Source organism: Canicola haemoglobinophilus, assembly GCF_002015075.1.
Classification (GTDB): Bacteria; Pseudomonadota; Gammaproteobacteria; order Enterobacterales; family Pasteurellaceae; genus Canicola; species Canicola haemoglobinophilus.
Genome location: NZ_MUXZ01000018.1, coordinates 11902 through 34123 on the forward strand (window position 1 = coordinate 11902; position 22222 = coordinate 34123).

The following is a 22222-nucleotide window of genomic DNA, read 5'->3' on the forward strand; positions in this document are numbered from 1 at the left end:
TGTCACAATTTTAACTAGGTTGTTGGATTATTTATTTTCTGCTCCTTTATGCTTTAATTTATTACTTATCTTGTTTTTCCTATTAAATTCACTATAATTTAACTGTATAAAAAAACAGATATGTGGATAAAAATGGATATTTCAGAATTACTTGATGAGCTCAATGATAAACAGCGTAATGCTGTTGCTGCACCTTTAGGGAATTATCTCGTGCTAGCTGGGGCTGGTAGCGGGAAAACTCGGGTGTTGACCTATCGTGTGGCATGGCTAAGTGCGGTGGAAAACGTGCCAGAATCAAGCATTATGGCGGTAACCTTCACTAATAAAGCGGCAGCAGAAATGCGTCATCGTATTGAAGCAACGTTAGCTCGATACTCTAATCAACGTTTATTTGGTATGTGGATTGGAACTTTCCACAGCATCGCCAATCGCTTATTACGTGCCCATTATGCTGATGCTGCATTGCCACAAGATTTTCAGATTTTAGACAGTGAAGATCAGTTGCGTTTAGTTAAACGTTTGATGAAATTACATCAATATGATGAAAAGACCTTTCCTTATAAACAAGCCTGCTGGTACATCAATAATAAAAAAGAGGAAGGATTACGCCCAGAGCAAATTGAAGATAATAATGATCGCCAAGAACGAGAGTGGATAAAAATTTATAAAATTTATCAAGATGCTTGCGATCGTGCTGGTTTAGTTGATTTTCCAGAATTGTTATTGCGAGCTTATGAATTATGGTTGAAAAATCCGCATATTTTGCACCATTATCAACATCGTTTTCAGCATATTTTGGTGGATGAATTTCAAGATACCAATAAAATTCAATATGCTTGGATTAAATTGCTTGCTGGAACACAAAGTAAAGTGATGATTGTTGGCGATGATGATCAATCTATCTATGGCTGGCGAGGTGCACAAGTAGAAAATATTCATCGTTTTCTTAAGGATTTTGCTAAAGCTGAAATTATTCGTTTGGAACAAAACTATCGTTCAACTGGCAATATTCTAGAAAGTGCAAATGAGTTGATCTCTAATAACAGTAAGCGTTTAGGTAAAGATCTTTGGACTTCTGGGAACAAAGGCGAGCCAGTGGGCATTTATGCGGCATTCAATGAGCTAGATGAAGCCTTGTTTGTTTCTAGTCAGGTGCAAAGTTGGTTGGATAATGGCGGTAAATTTGATGATTGTGCAGTGTTATATCGTAGCAATAGCCAATCTCGTGTGATTGAAGAAGCATTTCTACGCGCAAAAATCCCTTATCGTATTTATGGAGGTATGCGCTTTTTTGAGCGCCAAGAGATTAAAGATGCTTTAGCCTATTTGCGTTTGATTGCCAATCGACAAGATGATGCAGCTTTTGAGCGAGTAGTAAATACACCACCGAGAGGAATTGGCGACCGCACTTTAGATATTTTGCGCAATTTAACTCGTGAACGGCAAATTACATTATGGCAAGCAACCCAACTTGCAATTCAGGGACAATTAATTCCTGCTCGCTCAATTACCTCTTTGTTGCGCTTTATTGAGTTAATTAATTCTTTACAACAAGAAACCGCAGAAATGCCTTTATTTGCTCAAACAGATTTCGTGATTAAACATTCTGGTTTATATGAAATGTATAAACAGGAAAAAGGCGATAAAGGGGAAGTGCGGATTGAGAACTTAGAGGAATTGGTTACTGCCACAAGAGAGTTTGTGAAACCAAGTGAGGCGGAGGATATGTCTGATTTGGTCGCATTTTTAACGCATGCTTCTTTGGAGGCTGGTGAAGAACAAGCTGCACCACACCAATCTTGTGTACAAATGATGACTTTACATTCAGCGAAAGGATTAGAATTTCCACGAGTATTTATCGTTGGTATGGAAGAGGGACTTTTCCCTAGTTTTCGTTCTGGCGAAGATCTGGAGCGTTTAGAAGAAGAGCGCCGTTTGGCTTATGTGGGTATTACTCGAGCTAAGCAGAAATTGACTTTATGTTATGCAGAGCTACGCCGCTTATATGGTAAAGATGAAAAGCATATTCCTTCACGCTTTATTGCAGAGTTACCAAAAGAATGTATTCAAGAGGTGCGTTTACGCGGTAAAGTCACTCGAGCCTATAATCAAAGTGCGGTAGGTTCTATCGCAAAAAATAATGTGTCTGATAGTGCTTGGAAAGTGGGGCAAAAAGTGAAACATGAGAAATTTGGTCAAGGAACCGTGATTAATGTTGAGGGTGCTGATAATAATACCCGATTACAAATCGCTTTTCAGGGGCAGGGGATTAAATGGTTGATCGCCCATTTAGCTAAATTGGAAAAACTGTAATTTAGTTACTAGTACTAAAAGAGAGTCTTTCGCTCTCTTTTTGTTTGATATGTATCAATTAGATGAACTGAACGCCATTTGAGGATACTTCTAAAATAGAAGCAGTTGGTCCCCAATCCCCTAACACAATGCGAGTCAAGTGCGGTGGAATTTGATGAATATTTTGTTTGTGTGTATGCCCATGAATAAGGATATTGACTTTAAACTGCAGCATTGTCTGTTCAACAAAATGTTGATTAACATCCATGATTTCCACTTTTTTGTACGCTTTATCTGTTTTACTTTTTTGACGAATTTTTTCCGCAATTTTTAACCGCACTTTTAATGGTAAACGCAAAAACAGCCATTGTAGCCATTTTTGTTGTACTTTTTTGCGGTATTGTTGGTAAGCAAGATCGTCGGTACAGAGGGTATCGCCATGACAAATAAGTACTTTTTCACCGTATAGATCAATGATCTGATAAGTTGGTAATAATTCCATTCCGCAGCTTTTGGCAAAACCTTGTCCTAGCAAAAAATCGCGGTTTCCATGGATAAAATAGCAAGGAATACCCTGTTGAGTGAGCTGTGATATTTGTTGGCGTACTGTTTCGATAAGCGCTGATTGCTCATCATCACCAATCCAAAAATCAAATAAATCGCCTAAAATATAAAGTTTTTCTGCTTGTGGCGCTTGTGTTTGCATAAATTGTACAAAGAGATCTGTTAAGTGCGGTTGGTTTTCGCTGAGATGTAGATCGGCAATAAAGAATGTTTTTTTCATGCTAAAGTCCTAAAAATATTTGCGCTAGCCTAGCATTTTTTTCTGCTTTTCTACACTTATTTTTAGATTTTCGCTATACTTGGGCAAATTTTTGAGGGTTATAATTTATGTTGAAATTATTAAGAATTATTGTAGTGGTTTTCTGCTGTATTTTGATTTGTGTATTAGGATCGATTTATTCACTTGTTCGTTTTAAAAATCCAAGTAATGTCGGGATTATGGCGCGTTGGTTTGGGCGTTTATATCCTTTCTTTGGCTTGAAAGTTGAACATCGCTTCCCTGAAAATGTCGATGATTTTGGGCGTTGTATCTATATTGGTAACCATCAAAATAATTATGACATGGTGACTATTTCCTATATGGTGCGTCCACGTACGGTGAGCGTAGGTAAGAAAAGTCTTATTTGGATCCCTTTCTTCGGTATTCTTTATTGGGCAACAGGAAATATTTTTTTAGATAGAGAAAATCGTTCTAAAGCACATAGTACAATGAACCAAGTCGCTAAGCGCATCAACGAAGATAACTTGTCTGTTTGGATGTTCCCTGAAGGAACACGTAGTCGTGGACGTGGATTATTGCCTTTTAAAATGGGGGCATTTTATGCCGCAGTCACAGCTGGAGTACCAATTGTTCCTGTTGTTTGTTCAACAACACATAATCGCATCGATTTAAATCGTTGGAATAATGGCAAAGTGATTTGTGAAATGTTGCAACCCGTGGATACATCTGGTTATACAAAAGAAAATGTGCGTGAATTAGCTGAATATTGCCATCAAATTATGCAAAAACGTATTGAAGAACTTGACACAGAAATTCAACAGCAATCTGTGTAAGTGATAAGGAAGAATATGAAATCCTTTACTCGACGAGAATTTTTAAAAACCAGCGCTTTCGCTGGTTCTTTATCCTTTATTCCCCAATCAGTCATGGCTGCTAGCCGTTTACCTTTATTTATTCCGCCTTTGCTAGATGTAAAGCGTGGCAGACCTGTTTTTTTAACGATGGAGCAATCACAAATTTCCTTTATCGATAAAAAACTAACAGAAGTTTGGGGCTTTAATGGCGCTTACTTAGGTCCAACAGTAAGAGTTAAGCAAGGTGATTTTGTTAAGCTAAATTATCGTAATAATTTGCCTCAAGCAGTGGCAATGAATATCCAAGGCTTGCAAGTAAGTAGTGAATTAATTGGTGGTGTTGGGCGAGTCTTCACCTCAGGTGAAATTTGGGCGCCTATTTTACCTATTACACAACCAGCCTCAACTTGTTTCTATCATGCTTGTACTTTAGCGAATTCCGCTTACCAAACTTATCGTGGGCTAGTTGGTATGTGGATTATTGATGACAAAGATAGTCGCCAGTCTAAACTCCACAAAAATATGGCATAGATGATATTCCGCTTATTTTGCAAGACATGCAATTAAATTCGGATGGAGTGCAATTATTTCAGCAAAATCGACCGCACTTTTTTGGCGAACGATTACTGGTTAATGGAGTTGAAGCCCCTTATTTGAATGTGCCTAGGGGATTAATTCGTTTACGCTTGCTCAATGCGTCTTTATCTCGGTCTTATGATGTGAAATTTGATGATGACAGAGATTTTTTACTCATTGCTCAAGATCAAAGTTATTTACCGCAATCCAAAACAGTCAAAAAAATTGCACTTGCACCGAGTGAGCGAGTCGAGTTATTGGTGGATTTAAGTGAAGGTGGCAATGCAATTTTAATTACTGGCAATAAAACAAACCTTTTTAATAAGATTGGCAAAATGTTTAGCTCCGATTCAGAATTAGTTGATAATGTCATTCTTGAATTGCGAACTGAAGGCTTAGCATCGGCATTTTATAACCCAACTAATTGGCAATTCAATACGGATGCACCAAGTTTGTTGCCAGATAAAAATATGAAAACTCGAGAGTTTTATTTTGATGTGGCTAATGCCACTATTAATCAACAGCGCTTTGAACCTAACCGTATTGATGTGAGTACGATGGTTGGGCAAACAGAACGTTGGGTTTTAACTTCCTCAAAACCAATAGGCTTTAAAATTCAAGGGACTCGTTTTGTTGTGGAAAGGATAAACGATCAGCTGGTTGAACAATCCGATATCGCATGGAAAGACAGTATTTGGGTTGATGGCAAAGTCGAAATTTTAGTGCAATTTAACCATACCTCTTCTAATAATTTCCCTTTTGTTTTTGGTTCATCGGACTTAATGTTAGCGGATCAAGGCTGCTTGGGAACGATAATTGTGCAGTGAGTTTAATGAAACTTCAGAAATTTGATAAAAAGTGCGGTGCTAAATTAGCACCGTTTTTTATGCGCGGTTTGCCACATGAGGAAAGCCGCCAAGTTGCTTCAAGTGGTTGACCATATAGCAGAAAAGCTCGGCGGTCCGTTCTGTATCATATAAAGCTGAATGAGCCTGTTTTCCATCAAAGGCAATATTTGCTGCTTGGCAGCCTTTGACTAATACTGTTTGCCCAAACATAAATCCGCTTAAAGTAGCGGTATCAAACATGGAAAAAGGGTGAAATGGATTACGTTTGATTTTTGTGCGCTCTGCAGCAGCCATAAGGAAACTTTGATCAAAAGTTGCATTATGCGCCACAATGATAGAACGTTGGCAATCTGCAGCTTTTTGCCCACGGCGTACCATTTTAAATAGCTCACTGATGGCAATATTTTCTGATACTGCACCTCGTAATGGATTATCGATATCAATGCCATTAAATTTGAGTGATTCAGGGTTAATATTAGCGCCCTCAAAAGGTTGAATATGGAAGTGGCATTTTTCATCAGGGACTAACCAACCATTTTCGTCCATTTTTAATGTAATCGCTGCTAACTCTAATAATGCATCAGTTTGCGCATTTAATCCTGCCGTTTCCACATCAATAATCACGGGAAAATAACCACGAAATCGATTTTTAAGTAAATTATAATCTGTTGCTTGTTCTGAAAGTGCGGTCACAAAAATTGCCTTATAAAAATGAGATAAATGTAAAATTTAAAATGGGCAGATAAAGTGCATTATCATGTAGTAGTTGTATAACATTTTATGAACAGTAGGGACGCCATGCTGGCGTCCGAAAATATTTAACAAAAATTAAATTTTGCTATTTTATTTTCAACGGACGCCAGCGTGGCGTCCCTACAATTTCAATCGCAAATACCCATTTTCTTTAAGATAAAAACTTATTGATTGCCTAGTCCAGCTTGTGCCATTTTATTTTCAATAAACTCGATTTTATAACCATCAGGATCTTCCACGAAAGCAATAACAGTTTTACCACCTTTCACAGGACCAGGCTCACGAGTAATTTTTCCACCAGCTTGTTTTACTGCTTCACAAGTGGCATAAATATCTTCAACCCCAATGGCGATATGACCATAAGCTGTACCCATTTCATATCCACTTACTCCCCAGTTATAAGTTAGCTCAATCACAGAGGAATTTTCTTCATCATCATAGCCTAAAAAAGCTAAAGAGTATTTATATTCAGTGTTTTCGCTAGTGCGTAATAAACGCATACCTAAAACATTTTGGTAAAAGTGGATCGAGCGATCCATATCGCCCACACGTAACATAGTATGTAAAATTCTCATATCCTTATCCTTTAAGTCGCTGATAAAACGGCGCGTATTATGGCATAAAGTGAATTAAAGATCATTAATATCCATTATGGTGCTATAGCTGGATCACTATCCAAATCTTTAAAATTTACAAATTTTTGCCAGTTAAAAACTTTAATTGGCAAAATTGTTTTTTCACTAAAAAAATTAGGCTCTTGTTGTAAATGTTTTTCTTGAATACCTAACCATTGTGCAAATCCTCCCATAAAATGAAATGCGGATTTAGGTGCTTGAATATATTCACGTGTCACATCATCACTTGAAAATTTAATAAAAGGAATTTCGTAATTTTGTTTATATTTATTACCCACGGCTAAAGTTTTTCTATTTTTATAATGAGATAAACCATGATCGGAAAAATAAATAACGGAATATGACTGATTAGTTTGCTTTAATATTTCATTGATTGTAGCAATAAAATGATCTGTTTGTTTAATGCTTTCGATATAACAATCTATTTCTTTGCTAAATCTTTTTTCTGTAGGTTGTTTTTCAAGGCGTTGACAAAACTCGGGGTGAGAACCCATTAAATGTAAAACGATTAATTTTGTTTTTTCTGTTTTTTCTGTTAAAGATTTTTTTAATGGTTCGAGTAAAACAGTATCAAAATAATTTCTATCACTAAAAGATTTTTTTGTAAAAAAAGAATAATCTGCTTGTTGTCCAATTCGAGAAGCACTAGTATCATTCCGTTCAAATATACCCTGATTAGATAGCCAATAGGTTTTGAAATTAGCTTTATTGGCAAGTGATATAATATTATCTGTATAGATAAATTTTCCTTCTTCTTGTTTTCGATATAAAGTATGTTTTAATGATGGCTGAGTATTTGGAGCGGCAGAAACATAATTATTGAAGATAACTCCTGGAATTTTAGATAAAAATGGTGTTGTTTCAATTGGATAGCCATAAGAAGACATATAATCTTTTCTCATACTCTCACCGATAATTAAAATAAAATTTTTATATTTTGGATTGGAAGAAATAACATTCCATGTGGAAGGTATGGAAAGTGCGGTCTCTAATTCATGGCTTTCTTGCATATAGAATGAGGTTAATTGATAAATATCAATTACAAATTGAATAGGATAAATTTCATTTTTTTCAATAGTAAAATCTCCCCCTTTAATATATCTATAAATATCTTTATTAAAAGAAAAAATAATCAATAAAGCTAAGATGATATGATTTTTATATTTAAACTTGTTACCGTTGCTTGCTTGCTTGCTTGCTTGCTTGCCATAATTAATAAAATAAATAATGCAACGTAGAGTAAACAATAAAAGTATATATCAGAAGGAATATTTGATAAGTATTCTATGCTTTCTGTTGTGTTTGTTTCAAATAGAGAAATAAGAATACCAGTGGAGATAGGTCCAAGCATTATTGCTTGAGGCATATATAATAAACTCATTATAAATATTATAGAAGATGAAATATAAAATAATTTTTTATTTGTTTTATATGTAAAATATAATACCAACCATAAGAATATTGTTTTCCCCAGTAAGTGACGTATAGAGTGTGGTTGGTACCCTAATGCTAGAATTGTACTAACAGAAAATACTAGAAGTAGTATTTTAAAGTAATGCTTTGATATATATTTACTCATAATTAATTTCCTTCTTTATATTGATTATTGCAGGATCACTATCCAAATCTTCAAAATTCACAAATTTCTGCCAGTTAAAAATTTTAATTGGGAGAGTGGTTTCCTCACTAAAGAAATTTTGTTCTTGCTGTAAATGTTTTTCTTGAATACCTAACCATTGTGCAAAACCACCCATAAAATGAAATGCTGATTTAGGTGCTTGAATATATTCACGCTTTACATCATCACTAGAAAATCTAATTAAAGGCACTTCATAGTTTTGTTTATATTTATTACCGACAGTTAAAGTTAAGGTGCTTTTATCTTTAAAATGAGATAAACCATGATCGGAAAAATATAATACGGAATAGGATTGATTATTCTGTTTTAATATTTCATTAATAGTAGCAATAAAATGATCTGTTTGTTTAATGGTTTCAATATAACAATCTACTTCTTTACTAAATCTTTTTTCGCTAGGTTGTTTTTCAAGTCTTTCACAAAATAAAGGATGCGAACCAATTAAATGTAAAACAATTAACTTACCTTGTTCCGTTTGTTCTGTTAATGCCTTTTTAAATGGTTCAAGTAATACGGTATCAAAGTAATTTTTATCATCATAAGATCCCTTTTTGCTAAAAAAGAAATAGCTTGCCTGTTGCCCGATACGAGAAGCAATAGTGTCATATTGCCCAAGCATACCTTGATTCGATAGCCAATACGTTTTGAAATTCGCTTTGTTAGCAAGCGAAATAATATTATCCGTATAAATAAAAGTTTCTCTATCTTGTTTACGATATAAGGTGTTTTTTAGAGAAAGTTGTGTATTACCTGATGCTGCAACATAATCATTAAAAACAATGCCGTTTACCTTATCTAAAAATGGCGTTGTTTTAATGGGATAACCATAAGCAGACATATAATCTTTACGCATACTTTCGCCAATAATTAATATATAATTTTTATATTTTGCATTGGTGCTAATAATTTCCCAGCTATTAGGCTGCTTTAATGCTTGATCAAATTCTGACTTTTCTTTTTGGTAAGCATTTTTTAAGTTGATTGCTTTTGTTGTAAAAGCAATTGGATAAAATGGAGAGCTTTCTAAAGCCACTGGAAAAGATACTTTATTGTATTTTTTTATTGGTGCATCAAAGGTGCTACCTAAAATTAATCCCCATAATAAAATAAAAATACTCAACGAAACTTTTGGTTTTGCTGTTTTTTTACTTAATATGATTAAAGTTAAAAATAAAACAATATATAAGAAGCAATAAATATAAATAGAATAGGGAATACTTCTTAAATATTCGATACTTTCTGCCGAGTTAGTTTCATGAAGGGAAGCAACAACACCAATAGTTAAGCCACCATATAGAATAATTTGTGGTAAATATAAAAGTGCGGGTAAAAATATTACACTTGTAACGAGATAAAAGAATTTATTGGAAAGTAAAAAACTTGCATAAAGAAATGCAAATAATAATAAGGTTTCAAACCAATTTTGATAGAGAAAATTTGGATAGTAAGGACTGAGTGCTAATGTGGTGGTAAATGAGTATAAAGATAATACAAGAATAAATATTGGTTGAAGAAGAAAATTCGGTTTCATTTTTTTCTCTGAAAAAATACCGCACTTTTAATTTAAAGTGCGGTATAAAATTAGTTGAAAATATTAAACATTAAAACGGAAATGCATTACATCGCCATCTTGCACAATATAATCCTTTCCTTCTAAACGCCATTTCCCCGCTTCTTTCGCACCAGTTTCGCCTTTATATTGGATAAAATCATCATAGGCGATGACTTCAGCACGAATAAAGCCTTTCTCGAAATCCGTATGAATAACTGCTGCCGCTTTTGGTGCTGTTGCTCCAACGGAAACTGTCCAAGCTCGTACTTCTTTTACACCCGCTGTGAAGTAGGTTTGTAAATTCAATAATGCATAACCTGCACGAATAACGCGATTTAAGCCCGGTTCTTCAATGCCTAAATCCTGTAAAAACTCGGTTTTTTCATCGTCATCTAATTCGGCAATTTCTGCTTCAATCGCTGCACAAACTGGCACAACCACAGAACCTTCTTTGGCTACAAACTCACGCACTTTGTCCAAATATGGATTATTTTCAAAGCCGTCTTCATTGACGTTGGCAATGTACATTGTTGGCTTTAAGGTTAAGAAGTTATAGCTTTTAATCGCGTGCAATTCATCTTTATCCAAAGCAACAGAACGAATCATGCCTGCATTTTCTAATACTGGTAGAATTTTCTCCATGACAGATAATTCAAATTTAGCCTCTTTGTCGCCACCTTTAGCACGTTTTTGCAAACGTTGAATTGCACGTTCACAGCTATCTAAGTCAGCTAATGCTAATTCTGTATTGATGGTTTCAATATCGTCTAATGGATCAATTTTGCCTGCAACGTGAACAATATCATCATTCTCAAAACAACGAACAACGTGTCCGATTGCATCTGTTTCACGAATATTGGCTAAGAATTTATTTCCTAAACCTTCGCCTTTACTTGCTCCAGCCACTAAACCCGCAATATCCACAAACTCCATTGTAGTTGGAAGTACACGCTCAGGTTTGACAATTTCAGCTAAAGCATCAAGACGTGGATCGGGCATTGGCACCACGCCCGTATTCGGTTCAATAGTACAAAACGGATAGTTTGCAGCTTCGATACCTGCTTTAGTTAACGCATTGAAAAGGGTTGATTTACCAACGTTTGGTAAGCCAACAATACCACATTTAAATCCCATAATTTTTCCTATTTTTTATCAGGTTTTCTAAATCTTTTTGTTGTTTGCTTTTATGCTTTAAACGCATTAAGTCTATTAGTTGCTTTGGTTATCCCTTCTTTAATAAGGATTTCCACCGAATCTGTAGCCTCATCTAAAGTGCGGTCAATTAATTGCCAATCTGTTGGAGAGGGCTTATTGAGAACATAAGAAGCTACTAAATTCTTATCCCCCGGATGACCAATACCGATACGCAAACGGTAGAAATTTTTATTATTCGCCAGTTGAGCAATAATATCTTTCAAGCCATTATGCCCACCATGTCCTCCACCTTGCTTAATTTTGGCAACACCTGGTGGTAAATCTAATTCATCATGAATAACCAGAATTTGCTCTGGTTGAATACGATAAAAATTCGCCAAAGCACCCACTGCTTTACCGCTTAAATTCATAAAAGTAGTAGGAATAAGAAAGCGAATTTCTTGTCCATTAATGACCGCTCTTGCAGTTTTGCCTGAAAACTTGGCTTCAGCAGATAAATTCAGGTTAAAACGTCTGGCTAAACGCTCAATTAACCACTCGCCAGCATTATGGCGAGTAGCCGCGTATTTATCGCCGGGATTGCCTAAACCTACAATTAATTTTATTTCTGACATTGATTTCTAATATTGATATTTTTGCTCGTTAAAAACGGTGCGCTATTGTAGCGGAAAATTGATTTGCGCTCAATTAGAAGACAAAGGCGTGGATACTTTAACATAAACAAGTATTTTCTATTATTTCTCTTATTTTGACCGCACTTTTCCGCTATAATGGCGCCATTTTTTACTCAATATCTTTATTTTTATGCCAAGTATAAATCAGCGTGCTTTAGTCGCTTATAGTGCTAAGCAAATGTACGATCTTGTCAACGATTACGAAAGTTACCCTCAATTTTTGCCTGGTTGTATTGCTGCAAAAACATTGCAACAAGTCGAAAATGAAATGATTGGCGAATTGACTATTAGTAAAGCTGGTATTCGTCAGGTTTTTGCCACTAAAAATCAATTAATGCCGAACCAAGAAATTAAAATGCAATTAGTGTCTGGACCTTTTAAACAGTTACAAGGGAAATGGACTTTTCGGGAAATTGATGAACAATGTTGTGAAATTGCTTTGCAATTAGAATTTGAATTCTCTAATCCGATTATTGCTTTCGCTTTTGGACAGATTTTTTCACAGTTAACTGCAAGAATGATCGAAGCATTTAAACAACGCGCAAAGGATGTTTATCGTGATTAATATAGAAATAGCTTATGCCTTGCCTGATAAATATTATTTGAAAAAACTGCAAGTTGAGGAAGGCACTATTATTCAAGCAGCCATTTTTCAATCGGGCATTTTGCAAGAATTTACAGAAATCGATTTACGCGAAAATAAAGTTGGGATTTTTAGTCGTCCCGCAAAATTAACGGATACAGTGAATAAGGGAGATCGTATTGAAATTTATCGTCCTTTATTCGCGGATCCAAAAGAAATTCGCCGTAAGCGTGCAGAACAGCAACAAAAAGAATTGGAAGAACAGAAAAAAGCGGAAAAATCAGCGAAAAAATTGGCAAAACAGACCGCACTTTCCTCACAACAATCAATTTCCTCGCAAGAATAGGAGTTATCCATGACAACTTTTTGCTTACCAGAGCATATTACCCCAGAAATATTTTTACGTGATTATTGGCAAAAGAAACCTTTAGTTATTCGCAATGGTTTACCACAATTAGTGGGAATGTTTGAACCACAAGATATTATTGAATTAGCACAAAATGAAGATGCAAGCGCACGTTTAATCAAGCAATATGCGGAAGATAATTGGCAATTAAAGCGTAGCCCTTTGACTGAGGAAGATTTTGCTAATTTGCCAGAAAAATGGACGGTACTTGTGCAAAATTTAGAACAATGGTCCGCTGAATTGGGGGAACTTTGGAATTCATTTGGTTTTATTCCTCAATGGCAACGTGATGACATTATGGTGTCTTATGCACAAAAGGGCGGTTCCGTTGGTAAGCATTATGATGAATATGATGTTTTTCTAGTGCAAGGTTATGGTCATCGCCGCTGGCAATTAGGCAAATGGTGTGATCCTAGTACTGAATTTAAACCAAATCAGCCTATTCGTATTTTCGATGATATGGGCGAATTAGTGCTTGATGAAGTCATGGCGCCAGGTGATGTGCTTTATGTGCCATCACGCCTATCTCATTATGGCGTTGCAGAAGAGGATTGTTTGACTTTCTCATTTGGTTTACGTTATCCAAATTTAGCGGATTTATTTGAAAATATTAATAAAGGTTTTTGTCAGCAAAATCCTGATCTTGACCTCACTGAGTTTACCATTCCTCTGCGTTTGAGCCCAGCTGTACAAAAAACTGGAAAGTTAGATCAAACTATGATTGACAATATGAAAGTGCAATTATTAGCTAAATTAGCTACTTCAGCGCAATTTGATCAATTATTTAAACAAGCGGTGGCTAGCACGGTAAGTTCACGCCGTTATGAATTATTGCAAACAGATGAGATGGCTGATCCTGATGAAGTGCGGTCGATTTTGGAAGATAACGGCATCTTGCAACAGGATAATAATTGCAAGTTACTTTATACGGAAAATCCATTACAAATTTATGCTAATGGCGAATGGCTAGATGAGCTTAACAGCATTGAAAGACAGTTGTTGAAACGTTTGGCTGACGGCGAGCAATTAACTCTCGCAGATTTAACCGCACTTATTCATCAAAGCGAAGATCCAGATACAGAAATGGAATTATTATTGGATACTATTTGTAATTGGCTAGATGATGGCTGGGTGTTGCTGTTGTAATGAGTGTTAAAGGTAAAATATTTTATTTATATGCAAGTTTATTCCTAATATTACGATTAGGATCACAAAAAAGTGACGCTAAGTTTTTTTAGCGTTATTTTTTATTCATAATATTGTTGTTTTATTCTTAAGGAGGGCAATAATGTTAAGTAAGCTAAAATTAATTGAACAGCCAATAACTTCTGATACCCAAGAGGCTTGGGCTAAGCTCTTAGAAGATATTGCAAAGATTTCGATTGTATCCTTTCCTATTGTTGCGTATAGTGAACACACTTTATTTTTCAAAATTGTTAATTTGATACTACTCATTTTAATTAGTTATTATGGTTTAGTGGTTGCTAAAAAATTGAGAGAAAATAAATTGAAAGGAGAATAAGATGAATGGAAATTTATCATTTACGTTATCTCTTGCATTTATAGCATTAGCTATTTTTGTGATATATAAGCGTTATGAATGCTATATTGAAAAAAAAAGAGCAACAAAATCATCAAAATAACCATTAACCCTAGCGAGTTTATCTCGCTAGTTTTCTTTTTGAGCAAAATATGAATCAAGCAAAGATTTATTCTGTATCTCAACTTAACCAGTCCGTGCGCCAAATGTTAGAAGGGCAGCTGGGGTTGGTTTGGTTAACAGGGGAAATTTCCAATTTTACCCAGCCAGTTTCTGGACATTGGTATCTCACGTTGAAAGATGAAAATGCACAGGTGCGTTGTGCTATGTTTCGTATGAAAAATATGCGAGTCAATTTTAAAGCACAAAATGGCATGCAGGTGTTAGTGCGAGCTTCCGTGAGTTTGTATGAGCCTAGGGGGGATTATCAATTAATTATTGAATCAATGCACCCAGCAGGCGAAGGTCTATTGCAACAGCAATTTGAGGCGTTAAAGTTAAAATTGGCTGCGGAAGGATTGTTTGCGCAAAATTTAAAGAAAAACTTACCGCACTTTGCAAAAACCGTTGGGATTGTGACATCGCCTACTGGTGCGGCATTACAGGATATTCTGCATATTTTACAGCGGCGAGATCCTAGCCTAAAAGTTGTGATTTATCCGACGTCTGTACAAGGTAAAGAGGCGACAGCTGAAATTGTGCAAATGATTGAGCTTGCTAATCAGCGCCGAGAAGTTGATGTATTAATTGTTGGACGAGGTGGTGGTTCCTTAGAGGATTTATGGTGTTTCAATGAGGAAATTGTGGCTCGAGTCATTTTTAATTCACAGTTGCCAGTGATTAGTGCTGTTGGGCATGAAACTGATGTGACCATTGCAGATTTTGTGGCAGATTTGCGAGCACCTACGCCTTCTGCAGCTGCAGAGCTTGTGAGTCGCAATCAGCAAGAATTAATTGATCAGTTAGTGTATCGCCAACAGCGTTTAGAAATGGCGCTAGATCGTTTGTTCCAGCAAAAAGTCCAACTTTTACAGCGTTTGCAATTTCGTTTGCAGCAGCAACATCCACAAAGCCAATTAAATATTCAGCAACAAAAAGTGCAACAATTATCTCACCGCTTGCATCTTGCGCTAGCTACATTTATGGATAAAAGGCAGCAAAAAATGACCACACTTTGTCGCCGTTTAGAAAATTCGCCGTTGCCTTATTATGTGCAAAAACAACAGCAGTCTTTGGCTCAGCTGGAAATTCGTTTAAATGCTGGACTAAAAAACAAACTCAAAAATGCAGATTATCAACTGAGCCGATTATGTGGCAAGTTAGATAGTTTAAGTCCATTGAAAGTGTTGGCTCGGGGTTATTCTATTACTGAAAACGAGAAAGGGCAGGCGTTGAAAGACAGTCATCAAATTGAAACAGGTCAGCTAATTAAGACCCAATTAGAACGAGGCGTTATTCTTAGCCGAGTTGAGCAAGTTGAACATTAAAGAAAAAAGGAGCAAGTCAATTTGCTCCTTTTGTGTATTTAGGGACAGAGTCTTAAGGTTGATTTGCATAATCCCTTTTACCAAAAATCGCCGTGCCAATTCTCACCATAGTTGAACCGCACTTTATAGCACTTGCCATATCATCGCTCATGCCCATGGATAGCGTATCAATTTGTGTATTAGGGAAAGCCTGTTGTAGTTCCGTAAATAATTGTTTCATTTGATTAAAGGCTTGTTCTTGTTCGCTAATATCTTCTGTTGGTGCTGGAATTGCCATTAAGCCACGCAAGCGTAAGTGCGGTAGGTTTTGGATATGTTTTGCTAAATTCAACATTTCTTCTGGTTGGATACCAGATTTACTACTTTCATCACTAATATTAATTTGAATAAGTACATTTAGCGGCTGTTTATAATGAGGGCGTTGCTCATTTAAACGAGTGGCAATTTTTTCACGATCAAGGGTTTGCATCCAATCAAAATGTTCCGCAACTAATTTGGTTTTGTTAGATTGAAGTGGGCCAATAAAATGCCATTCAATCTGAATATTTTGCTCGTTAAAATACTGGATTTTTTCTACACCTTCTTGCACATAGTTTTCTCCGAAGGCAATTTGCCCAGCTTGATAAGCAGCTAGAATATCTGTGACTGGTTTAGTTTTGCTGACAGCTAATAGAGAAACAGAAGAGGAATTTCTTTGGGCAAGTTCACAATATTGAGATATTTGTTGATTTATTGTTGCTAAATTGTTTTTTATTTGCATAATGAGTGCGACCTACTATGGTTGGGTTTATTCGCAATTTATTCTACCTCAATTATTTATCAGGGGAAAACTTATGAAAAAATTTTTATTATCTTTAGGCTGTTCTGTACTAGCTATGTCAGCCATGGCTCATCAACATCATCAACCGACAGACAAACCAATGTTAACTGTGGATGTTGAATTATTAGATCCTGCAAATGGTAACAAAAAAGTTGGGCAAGTTTATATTACTGAATCTAAATATGGTTTAGTGTTTGCGCCACATATTAAAGGTTTAACTGCTGGTGTTCATGGTTTCCATATTCATCAAAATCCAAGCTGTGAGCCAAAAGAAAAAGATGGCAAAGTTGTGGCTGGATTAGCGGCTGGCGGTCATTGGAATCCAAATAATGCACAAGGTCATGGTTTCCCTTGGTCTGATGATGCTCATTTAGGGGATTTACCTGCTTTATATGTTGATGCAGAAGGTCATGCAACTAACCCTGTTTTAGCACCACGCTTAAAATCTTTAGATGAAATTAAAGGTCGCTCTTTAATGATCCATGCTGGTGGCGATAATCATTCTGATCACCCTGCTGCACTTGGTGGTGGCGGTGCAAGAATGGCTTGTGGTGTGATTAAATAATATTCAATGATTTAACTGTATAAGCACAATCTAAAAAATTGTGCTTATTTTTTTATTTTCCATTTGACAACAATATAAAATTTCGGTATTTCTAACGCATTCGTTTTTTCGATTTGGAAATAACCAAATGTATAACCGCACTTCTATGATTACCACGATTATTATGACCATTATGATGATTAATGTCGTGGGCTAGTGCATAAAAAACAGGATCTATAAAGCCCGCATCATAAAAAAAGTGCGGGTTTTTTTATAACAATTTTCAAATTACAACATCTAGGAGATTATCATGAGAGTATTAAAATTTGGTGGCACTTCACTTGCCAACCCAGAACGTTTTTCTCAGGCAGCCCAACTTATCGAGAAAGCTCATTTAGAGGAACAAGCCGCTGGTGTTTTATCTGCTCCAGCCAAAATAACTAATCATCTTGTTGCCCTCTCTGAAAAAGCCGCTTTAAATCAACCTACCGATACAAACTTCAACGAAGCTGTTGAAATCTTCTATAACATTATTAATGGTCTATATGCTGAAAATAATAATTTTGATTTAGCGGGCACTAAAGCATTAATTGATGCTGAATTTGCTCAAATTAGTGGATTATTAGCAGAAATTCGTCAAGCTGGAAAAGTAGAAGATGCAGTAAAAGCGACTATTGATTGTCGTGGCGAAAAATTATCTATTGCGATGATGAAAGCATGGTTTGAAGCTCGTGGTTATGAAGTAACTGTCATCAATCCAGTGGAAAAATTATTAGCAAGTGGTGGTTATTTAGAGTCTTCAGTGGATATTGCAGAATCGACTAAACGAGTTGATGCGAAATCTATTCCAGCTAAAAATGTGGTACTCATGGCGGGTTTCACTGCGGGAAATGATAAAGGCGAATTAGTTTTATTAGGTCGCAACGGATCGGATTATTCAGCCGCTTGTTTAGCTGCTTGCTTAGGAGCAAGTGTTTGTGAAATTTGGACTGATGTAGATGGTGTTTATACCTGCGATCCTCGTTTAGTGCCTGATGCTCGCTTACTTCCTAGCTTATCTTATCGTGAAGCTATGGAGCTTTCTTATTTTGGTGCCAAAGTTATTCACCCTCGTACTATTGGACCTTTAGTTGAGCCACAAATCCCTTGCTTAATTAAAAATACAGGTAACCCAGACGCCGCTGGCTCAATTATCGATGGTAATGAAAGAGCTTCAGAAGGCTTACAAGTAAAAGGCATCACCAATTTAGATAATGTGGCAATGTTCAACGTTTCAGGTCCTGGTATGCAAGGTATGGTGGGGATGGCTGCTCGTGTTTTCTCTGCTATGTTAAATGCTGGCGTATCCGTTATTTTAATTACTCAATCTTCTTCTGAATACAGCATTAGTTTCTGTGTGCCAACGAAAGCGGTTGAAAAAGCAAAAGCAGCATTAAATGCTGAATTTGAACAAGAACTTGCAGCTAAACAGCTTGATCCTGTGGAAGTTATCAATGATCTATCCATTATCTCTGTCGTAGGCGATGGTATGCAAAAATCTAAAGGGATCGCAGCCAATTTCTTCTCTGCTTTAGCTAGTGCCAATATCAGCATTGTGGCAATCGCACAGGGTTCTTCGGAGCGTTCAATTTCTGCGGTAGTTCCTTTGAACAAAGCCATTGAAGCTGTTAAAGCAACGCACCAAGCCTTATTTAATAATCGCAAAGTGGTAGATATGTTTTTAGTCGGTGTTGGTGGTGTTGGCGGCGAGTTGATTGAACAAATTAAACGCCAAGGTCAATATTTAGCAAAAAAGGACATTGAAATCCGTGTTTGTGCCTTAGCTAATTCCAATAAAATGCTATTAAATGAAAATGGCTTAAATCTTGATAATTGGCGTGAAGATTTAGCCAATGCAACTCAGCCATCAGATTTTGATGTGTTACTTTCTTTCATTAAATTACATCATGTGGTTAATCCAGTTTTTGTGGATTGTACAACAGCGGAAAGTGTTGCTGGCTTATATGAAAGAGCCTTAAAAGAAGGTTTCCATGTGGTTACACCAAACAAAAAAGCTAATACCCGCGAGTTAGATTATTATAACCAAGTGCGTGAAAATGCTCGTAAAAATCAACGTAAGTTCCTTTATGATACTAACGTTGGTGCAGGCTTGCCGGTAATTGAAAACTTACAAAATCTATTAGCCGCTGGTGATGATGTAGTACGTTTTAATGGCATTTTATCCGGCTCTCTTTCTTTCATTTTTGGTAAGTTAGAAGAAGGACTTTCTCTATCAGAAGCCACCGCACTTGCACGTGAAAGAGGCTTTACAGAGCCAGATCCAAGAGATGATTTATCTGGACAAGATGTGGCACGAAAATTACTGATTTTAGCCCGTGAAACTGGCTTAGAACTTGAATTATCTGATGTAGAAGTAGAAGGTGTTTTACCTCAAGGTTTCTCAGAAGGTAAGTCAGCTGATGAATTTATGGCGATGTTACCTGAATTAGACGAAGCATTTGCTCAGAGAGTTGCAAAAGCACAATCGGAAGGCAAAGTGTTACGCTATGTAGGTCAAATTGAAGAAGGTAAATGTAAGGTTTCTATTGTTGCTGTGGATGGCGATGATCCACTATATAAAGTGAAAAACGGTGAAAATGCCTTAGCTTTCTATACTCGTTATTATCAGCCAATTCCTTTATTATTGCGTGGTTATGGAGCCGGTAATGCAGTAACTGCAGCTGGTATCTTCGCTGATATTTTAAGAACCTTAAAACATTAATTGGAGTAATCAATGTTAAGAATTTATGCACCAGCATCAAGTGCAAATATTAGTGTTGGATTTGATACCTTGGGGGCAGCAGTGTCCCCCATTGATGGTTCGTTGTTGGGCGATGTTGTTCAAATTGAAGAAATTGAACAAGGCTTTGAGCTAGAAAGTGCGGGTTATTTTGTGCGTAAATTGCCGAAAGAACCACAAAAAAACATTGTTTATCAAGCCTATGTGTTATTTAGTGAACGTTTAAAATTACGCAATGTAAAAGTCAAACCGCTTCGTTTAACCTTAGAAAAAAATATGCCGATTGGCTCAGGCTTGGGCTCGAGTGCTTGTTCTATCGTTGCGGCATTGGTGGCATTAAATGAATTTCATCAACAGCCATTTTCCAAAATGGAATTGCTTGAAATGATGGGCGAATTAGAGGGCAGAATTTCAGGTTCAATTCATTATGATAATGTTGCCCCTTGCTATCTAGGCGGTGTGCAATTAATGGTGCAATCCCTTGGTAATATTTGTCAGCAATTACCTTTCTTCGATAATTGGTATTGGGTTTTGGCTTATCCTGGAATTGAGGTATCAACCGCTGAAGCTCGAGCTATTTTACCGAAAAGCTATACTCGACAAGATATGATTTCGCACGGACGTCATTTAGGTAGTTTCGTTCATGCTTGTCACACACAACAAGAAGCATTAGCGGCTTATATGATGAAAGATGTGATTGCCGAGCCTTATCGTGAGGCATTATTGCCAAACTTTACTGAAGTTAAACAAGCAGTAAGAGATTTAGGCGCACTTGCTTCTGGTATTTCGGGTTCAGGTCCAACCATGTTTGCTATTGCACCAGATTTAGCTATTGCGACAAAATTAGCTACTTATTTAGAAAATCATTATTTACAAAATAACGAAGGCTTTGTGCATATCTGTAAAGTGGATAATGCAGGTGCCAGAGCTTTAGCTTAACGAGAACAATTTATGAATTTATACAACATTAAACATCCAGAACAACAAGTTAATTTTGCCCAAGCTGTACGTCAAGGCTTAGGAAAAGATCAGGGCTTATTTTTCCCTGAAAAGTTACCGCACTTTGATGACATTGACAGCCTTTTAGCTATGCCTTTGGTGGAGCGTAGCCAAAAGATTTTATCTGCATTAATTGGCGAAGAATTACCAGTAGAAACCCTTAATGCCATGGTGAAAAATGCCTTCACTTTTCCCGCTCCTGTAGCAAAAGTAGAAGAAGATATCTATGCCTTAGAATTGTTCCATGGTCCAACTTTAGCTTTTAAAGACTTTGGTGGACGCTTTATGGCACAAGCCTTAGCAGTCGTGCGTGGTGATGGCAAAATTACTATTTTAACTGCCACTTCAGGAGATACGGGAGCTGCTGTTGCTCATGCTTTTTATGGCTTAGAAAATATTGAAGTGGTGATTTTATATCCAAAAGGAAAAATCAGCCCATTACAAGAAAAATTATTCTGTACCCTTGGTGGCAATATTCGCACCGTAGCAATCAATGGCGATTTTGATGCTTGTCAAGCCTTAGTTAAACAAGCCTTTGATGATGAAGAACTTCGCCAAGCCATTGGCTTAAATTCGGCTAACTCAATTAATATTAGCCGTTTATTAGCACAAGTTTGCTACTATTTTGAAGCAGTTGCACAGTTACCAAAAGAAAAACGCCAACAAGTTGTAGTCTCTGTACCAAGTGGCAACTTTGGCAATTTGACAGCTGGTTTAATTGCTAAAACCTTAGGTTTACCAATCAAACGCTTTATTGCGGCAACCAATGCGAATGATACAGTTCCTCGCTACCTAAACAGCGGAAAATGGGATCCTCATGCCACAGTAGCAACTCTTTCTAATGCAATGGATGTGAGCCGTCCGAACAACTGGCCTCGTGTAGAAGAATTGTTTAAACGTAATGGCTGGGATTTAACTGAGCTGGGTTCAGGAGCATTAACAGATGAAGAAACAGAAAAAACTTTACAAGCACAATATGCCAAAGGTTATTTATGTGAACCTCATGGAGCAATCGCTTATCAGTTGTTAAAAGATCAACTACAAGCAGATGAAACCGGCATTTTCCTTTGTACTGCACATCCAGCAAAATTCAAAGAAAGCGTTGAACGCATTTTAAATCTTGAACTACCATTGCCAGAAGCCTTGGATAAACACAATAAATTACCACTGCTTTCTGATGAAATGGAAAATGATTTTGAGACATTGCGTGCTTATCTACTAAAATAAGTGTATTTCACATTAAAAGTGCGGTTAAAAATTGGATAATTTCAACAAATTTAGCAAATTACAAACATTCAAATC

General features: G+C 36.5%; 20 protein-coding genes and 1 pseudogene. 12 read left to right on the forward strand and 9 right to left on the reverse strand.

The features are described from left to right. Positions 1-132 precede the first annotated feature (132 nt). Positions 133-2313, forward strand: a complete 2181-nt coding sequence (gene uvrD / locus B0186_RS06560) for a DNA helicase II (RefSeq protein WP_078218579.1) — start codon at positions 133-135, stop codon at positions 2311-2313. A 58-nt stretch (positions 2314-2371) separates the two neighbouring features. On the opposite strand, the gene lpxH is transcribed toward uvrD, so the two are convergent. Beyond that, on the reverse strand, positions 2372-3076 hold the full coding sequence (gene lpxH, locus B0186_RS06565; RefSeq protein ID WP_078218580.1) for a UDP-2,3-diacylglucosamine diphosphatase: 705 nt from the start codon (positions 3074-3076) through the stop codon (positions 2372-2374). A gap of 107 nt (positions 3077-3183) precedes the next feature. Here lpxH and B0186_RS06570 point away from each other — a divergent pair, with 107 nt between their 5' ends. Next, entirely contained in the window at positions 3184-3909 is a 726-nt protein-coding gene (locus B0186_RS06570) for a 1-acylglycerol-3-phosphate O-acyltransferase (RefSeq protein WP_078218581.1), read from the forward strand. A gap of 15 nt (positions 3910-3924) precedes the next feature. After that, positions 3925-5333, forward strand: a pseudogene (locus B0186_RS06575) (multicopper oxidase domain-containing protein). A 57-nt stretch (positions 5334-5390) separates the two neighbouring features. Here B0186_RS06575 and rnt read toward each other — a convergent pair. From rnt to pth, 7 genes are all read right to left on the reverse strand, one after another. Beyond that, positions 5391-6047: a ribonuclease T gene (gene rnt / locus B0186_RS06580; RefSeq protein WP_078218582.1), complete on the reverse strand. Its 657-nt coding sequence runs from the start codon at positions 6045-6047 to the stop codon at positions 5391-5393. A 224-nt stretch (positions 6048-6271) separates the two neighbouring features. Then, positions 6272-6682 (reverse strand): lactoylglutathione lyase, encoded by a 411-nt coding sequence (gene gloA, locus B0186_RS06585; protein WP_078218583.1) that lies wholly within the window; start codon positions 6680-6682, stop codon positions 6272-6274. A 74-nt stretch (positions 6683-6756) separates the two neighbouring features. Continuing rightward, the gene (locus B0186_RS06590) at positions 6757-7878 is read right to left on the reverse strand and encodes a phosphoethanolamine transferase (RefSeq protein WP_147285001.1); all 1122 of its coding nucleotides are present in this window, start codon (positions 7876-7878) and stop codon (positions 6757-6759) included. A 5-nt stretch (positions 7879-7883) separates the two neighbouring features. Beyond that, positions 7884-8321 (reverse strand): hypothetical protein, encoded by a 438-nt coding sequence (locus B0186_RS11670; RefSeq protein WP_147285000.1) that lies wholly within the window; start codon positions 8319-8321, stop codon positions 7884-7886. After that, a complete protein-coding gene (locus B0186_RS06595) occupies positions 8314-9912 on the reverse strand; it encodes a sulfatase-like hydrolase/transferase (protein ID WP_078218585.1) in 1599 nt (532 codons plus the stop codon). Before B0186_RS06595 ends, B0186_RS11670 begins: the two co-directional genes overlap by 8 nt. 63 nt (positions 9913-9975) lie before the next feature. Next, positions 9976-11067 (reverse strand): redox-regulated ATPase YchF, encoded by a 1092-nt coding sequence (gene ychF, locus B0186_RS06600; protein WP_078218586.1) that lies wholly within the window; start codon positions 11065-11067, stop codon positions 9976-9978. A gap of 50 nt (positions 11068-11117) precedes the next feature. Then, entirely contained in the window at positions 11118-11702 is a 585-nt protein-coding gene (gene pth, locus B0186_RS06605) for an aminoacyl-tRNA hydrolase (protein ID WP_078218587.1), read from the reverse strand. A 190-nt stretch (positions 11703-11892) separates the two neighbouring features. Here pth and B0186_RS06610 point away from each other — a divergent pair, with 190 nt between their 5' ends. From B0186_RS06610 to xseA, 5 genes are all read left to right on the forward strand, one after another. Beyond that, complete coding sequence (locus B0186_RS06610) at positions 11893-12327, forward strand: type II toxin-antitoxin system RatA family toxin (RefSeq protein WP_078218588.1); 435 nt, start codon at positions 11893-11895, stop codon at positions 12325-12327. Further along, positions 12311-12691 (forward strand): RnfH family protein, encoded by a 381-nt coding sequence (locus B0186_RS06615; protein ID WP_169832921.1) that lies wholly within the window; start codon positions 12311-12313, stop codon positions 12689-12691. The genes B0186_RS06610 and B0186_RS06615 overlap by 17 nt, the downstream gene beginning before the upstream one ends. A gap of 9 nt (positions 12692-12700) precedes the next feature. Next, positions 12701-13897, forward strand: coding sequence for a ribosomal protein uL16 3-hydroxylase (locus B0186_RS06620; protein WP_078218590.1), 1197 nt, complete (start codon positions 12701-12703; stop codon positions 13895-13897). Positions 13898-14039: 142 nt separating this feature from the next. Next, complete coding sequence (locus B0186_RS06625) at positions 14040-14273, forward strand: hypothetical protein (RefSeq protein ID WP_078218591.1); 234 nt, start codon at positions 14040-14042, stop codon at positions 14271-14273. Positions 14274-14443: 170 nt separating this feature from the next. Then, entirely contained in the window at positions 14444-15778 is a 1335-nt protein-coding gene (xseA, locus tag B0186_RS06630) for an exodeoxyribonuclease VII large subunit (RefSeq protein WP_078218592.1), read from the forward strand. Positions 15779-15830: 52 nt separating this feature from the next. Here xseA and B0186_RS06635 read toward each other — a convergent pair whose 3' ends face one another. Next, a complete protein-coding gene (locus B0186_RS06635; protein ID WP_078218593.1) occupies positions 15831-16538 on the reverse strand; it encodes a YggS family pyridoxal phosphate-dependent enzyme in 708 nt (235 codons plus the stop codon). Positions 16539-16611: 73 nt separating this feature from the next. On the opposite strand from B0186_RS06635, the gene sodC reads away from it, so the two are divergent. The 4 genes from sodC (at position 16612) to thrC (ending at position 22147) form a co-directional block, all read left to right on the forward strand. Next, entirely contained in the window at positions 16612-17163 is a 552-nt protein-coding gene (gene sodC, locus B0186_RS06640) for a superoxide dismutase family protein (RefSeq protein WP_078218594.1), read from the forward strand. A gap of 289 nt (positions 17164-17452) precedes the next feature. Then, a complete protein-coding gene (gene thrA / locus B0186_RS06645) occupies positions 17453-19903 on the forward strand; it encodes a bifunctional aspartate kinase/homoserine dehydrogenase I (RefSeq protein ID WP_078218595.1) in 2451 nt (816 codons plus the stop codon). Positions 19904-19915: 12 nt separating this feature from the next. Beyond that, positions 19916-20860 (forward strand): homoserine kinase, encoded by a 945-nt coding sequence (thrB, locus tag B0186_RS06650; protein ID WP_078218596.1) that lies wholly within the window; start codon positions 19916-19918, stop codon positions 20858-20860. A gap of 12 nt (positions 20861-20872) precedes the next feature. After that, positions 20873-22147: a threonine synthase gene (gene thrC, locus B0186_RS06655; RefSeq protein WP_078218597.1), complete on the forward strand. Its 1275-nt coding sequence runs from the start codon at positions 20873-20875 to the stop codon at positions 22145-22147. Positions 22148-22222: the final 75 nt, after the last annotated feature.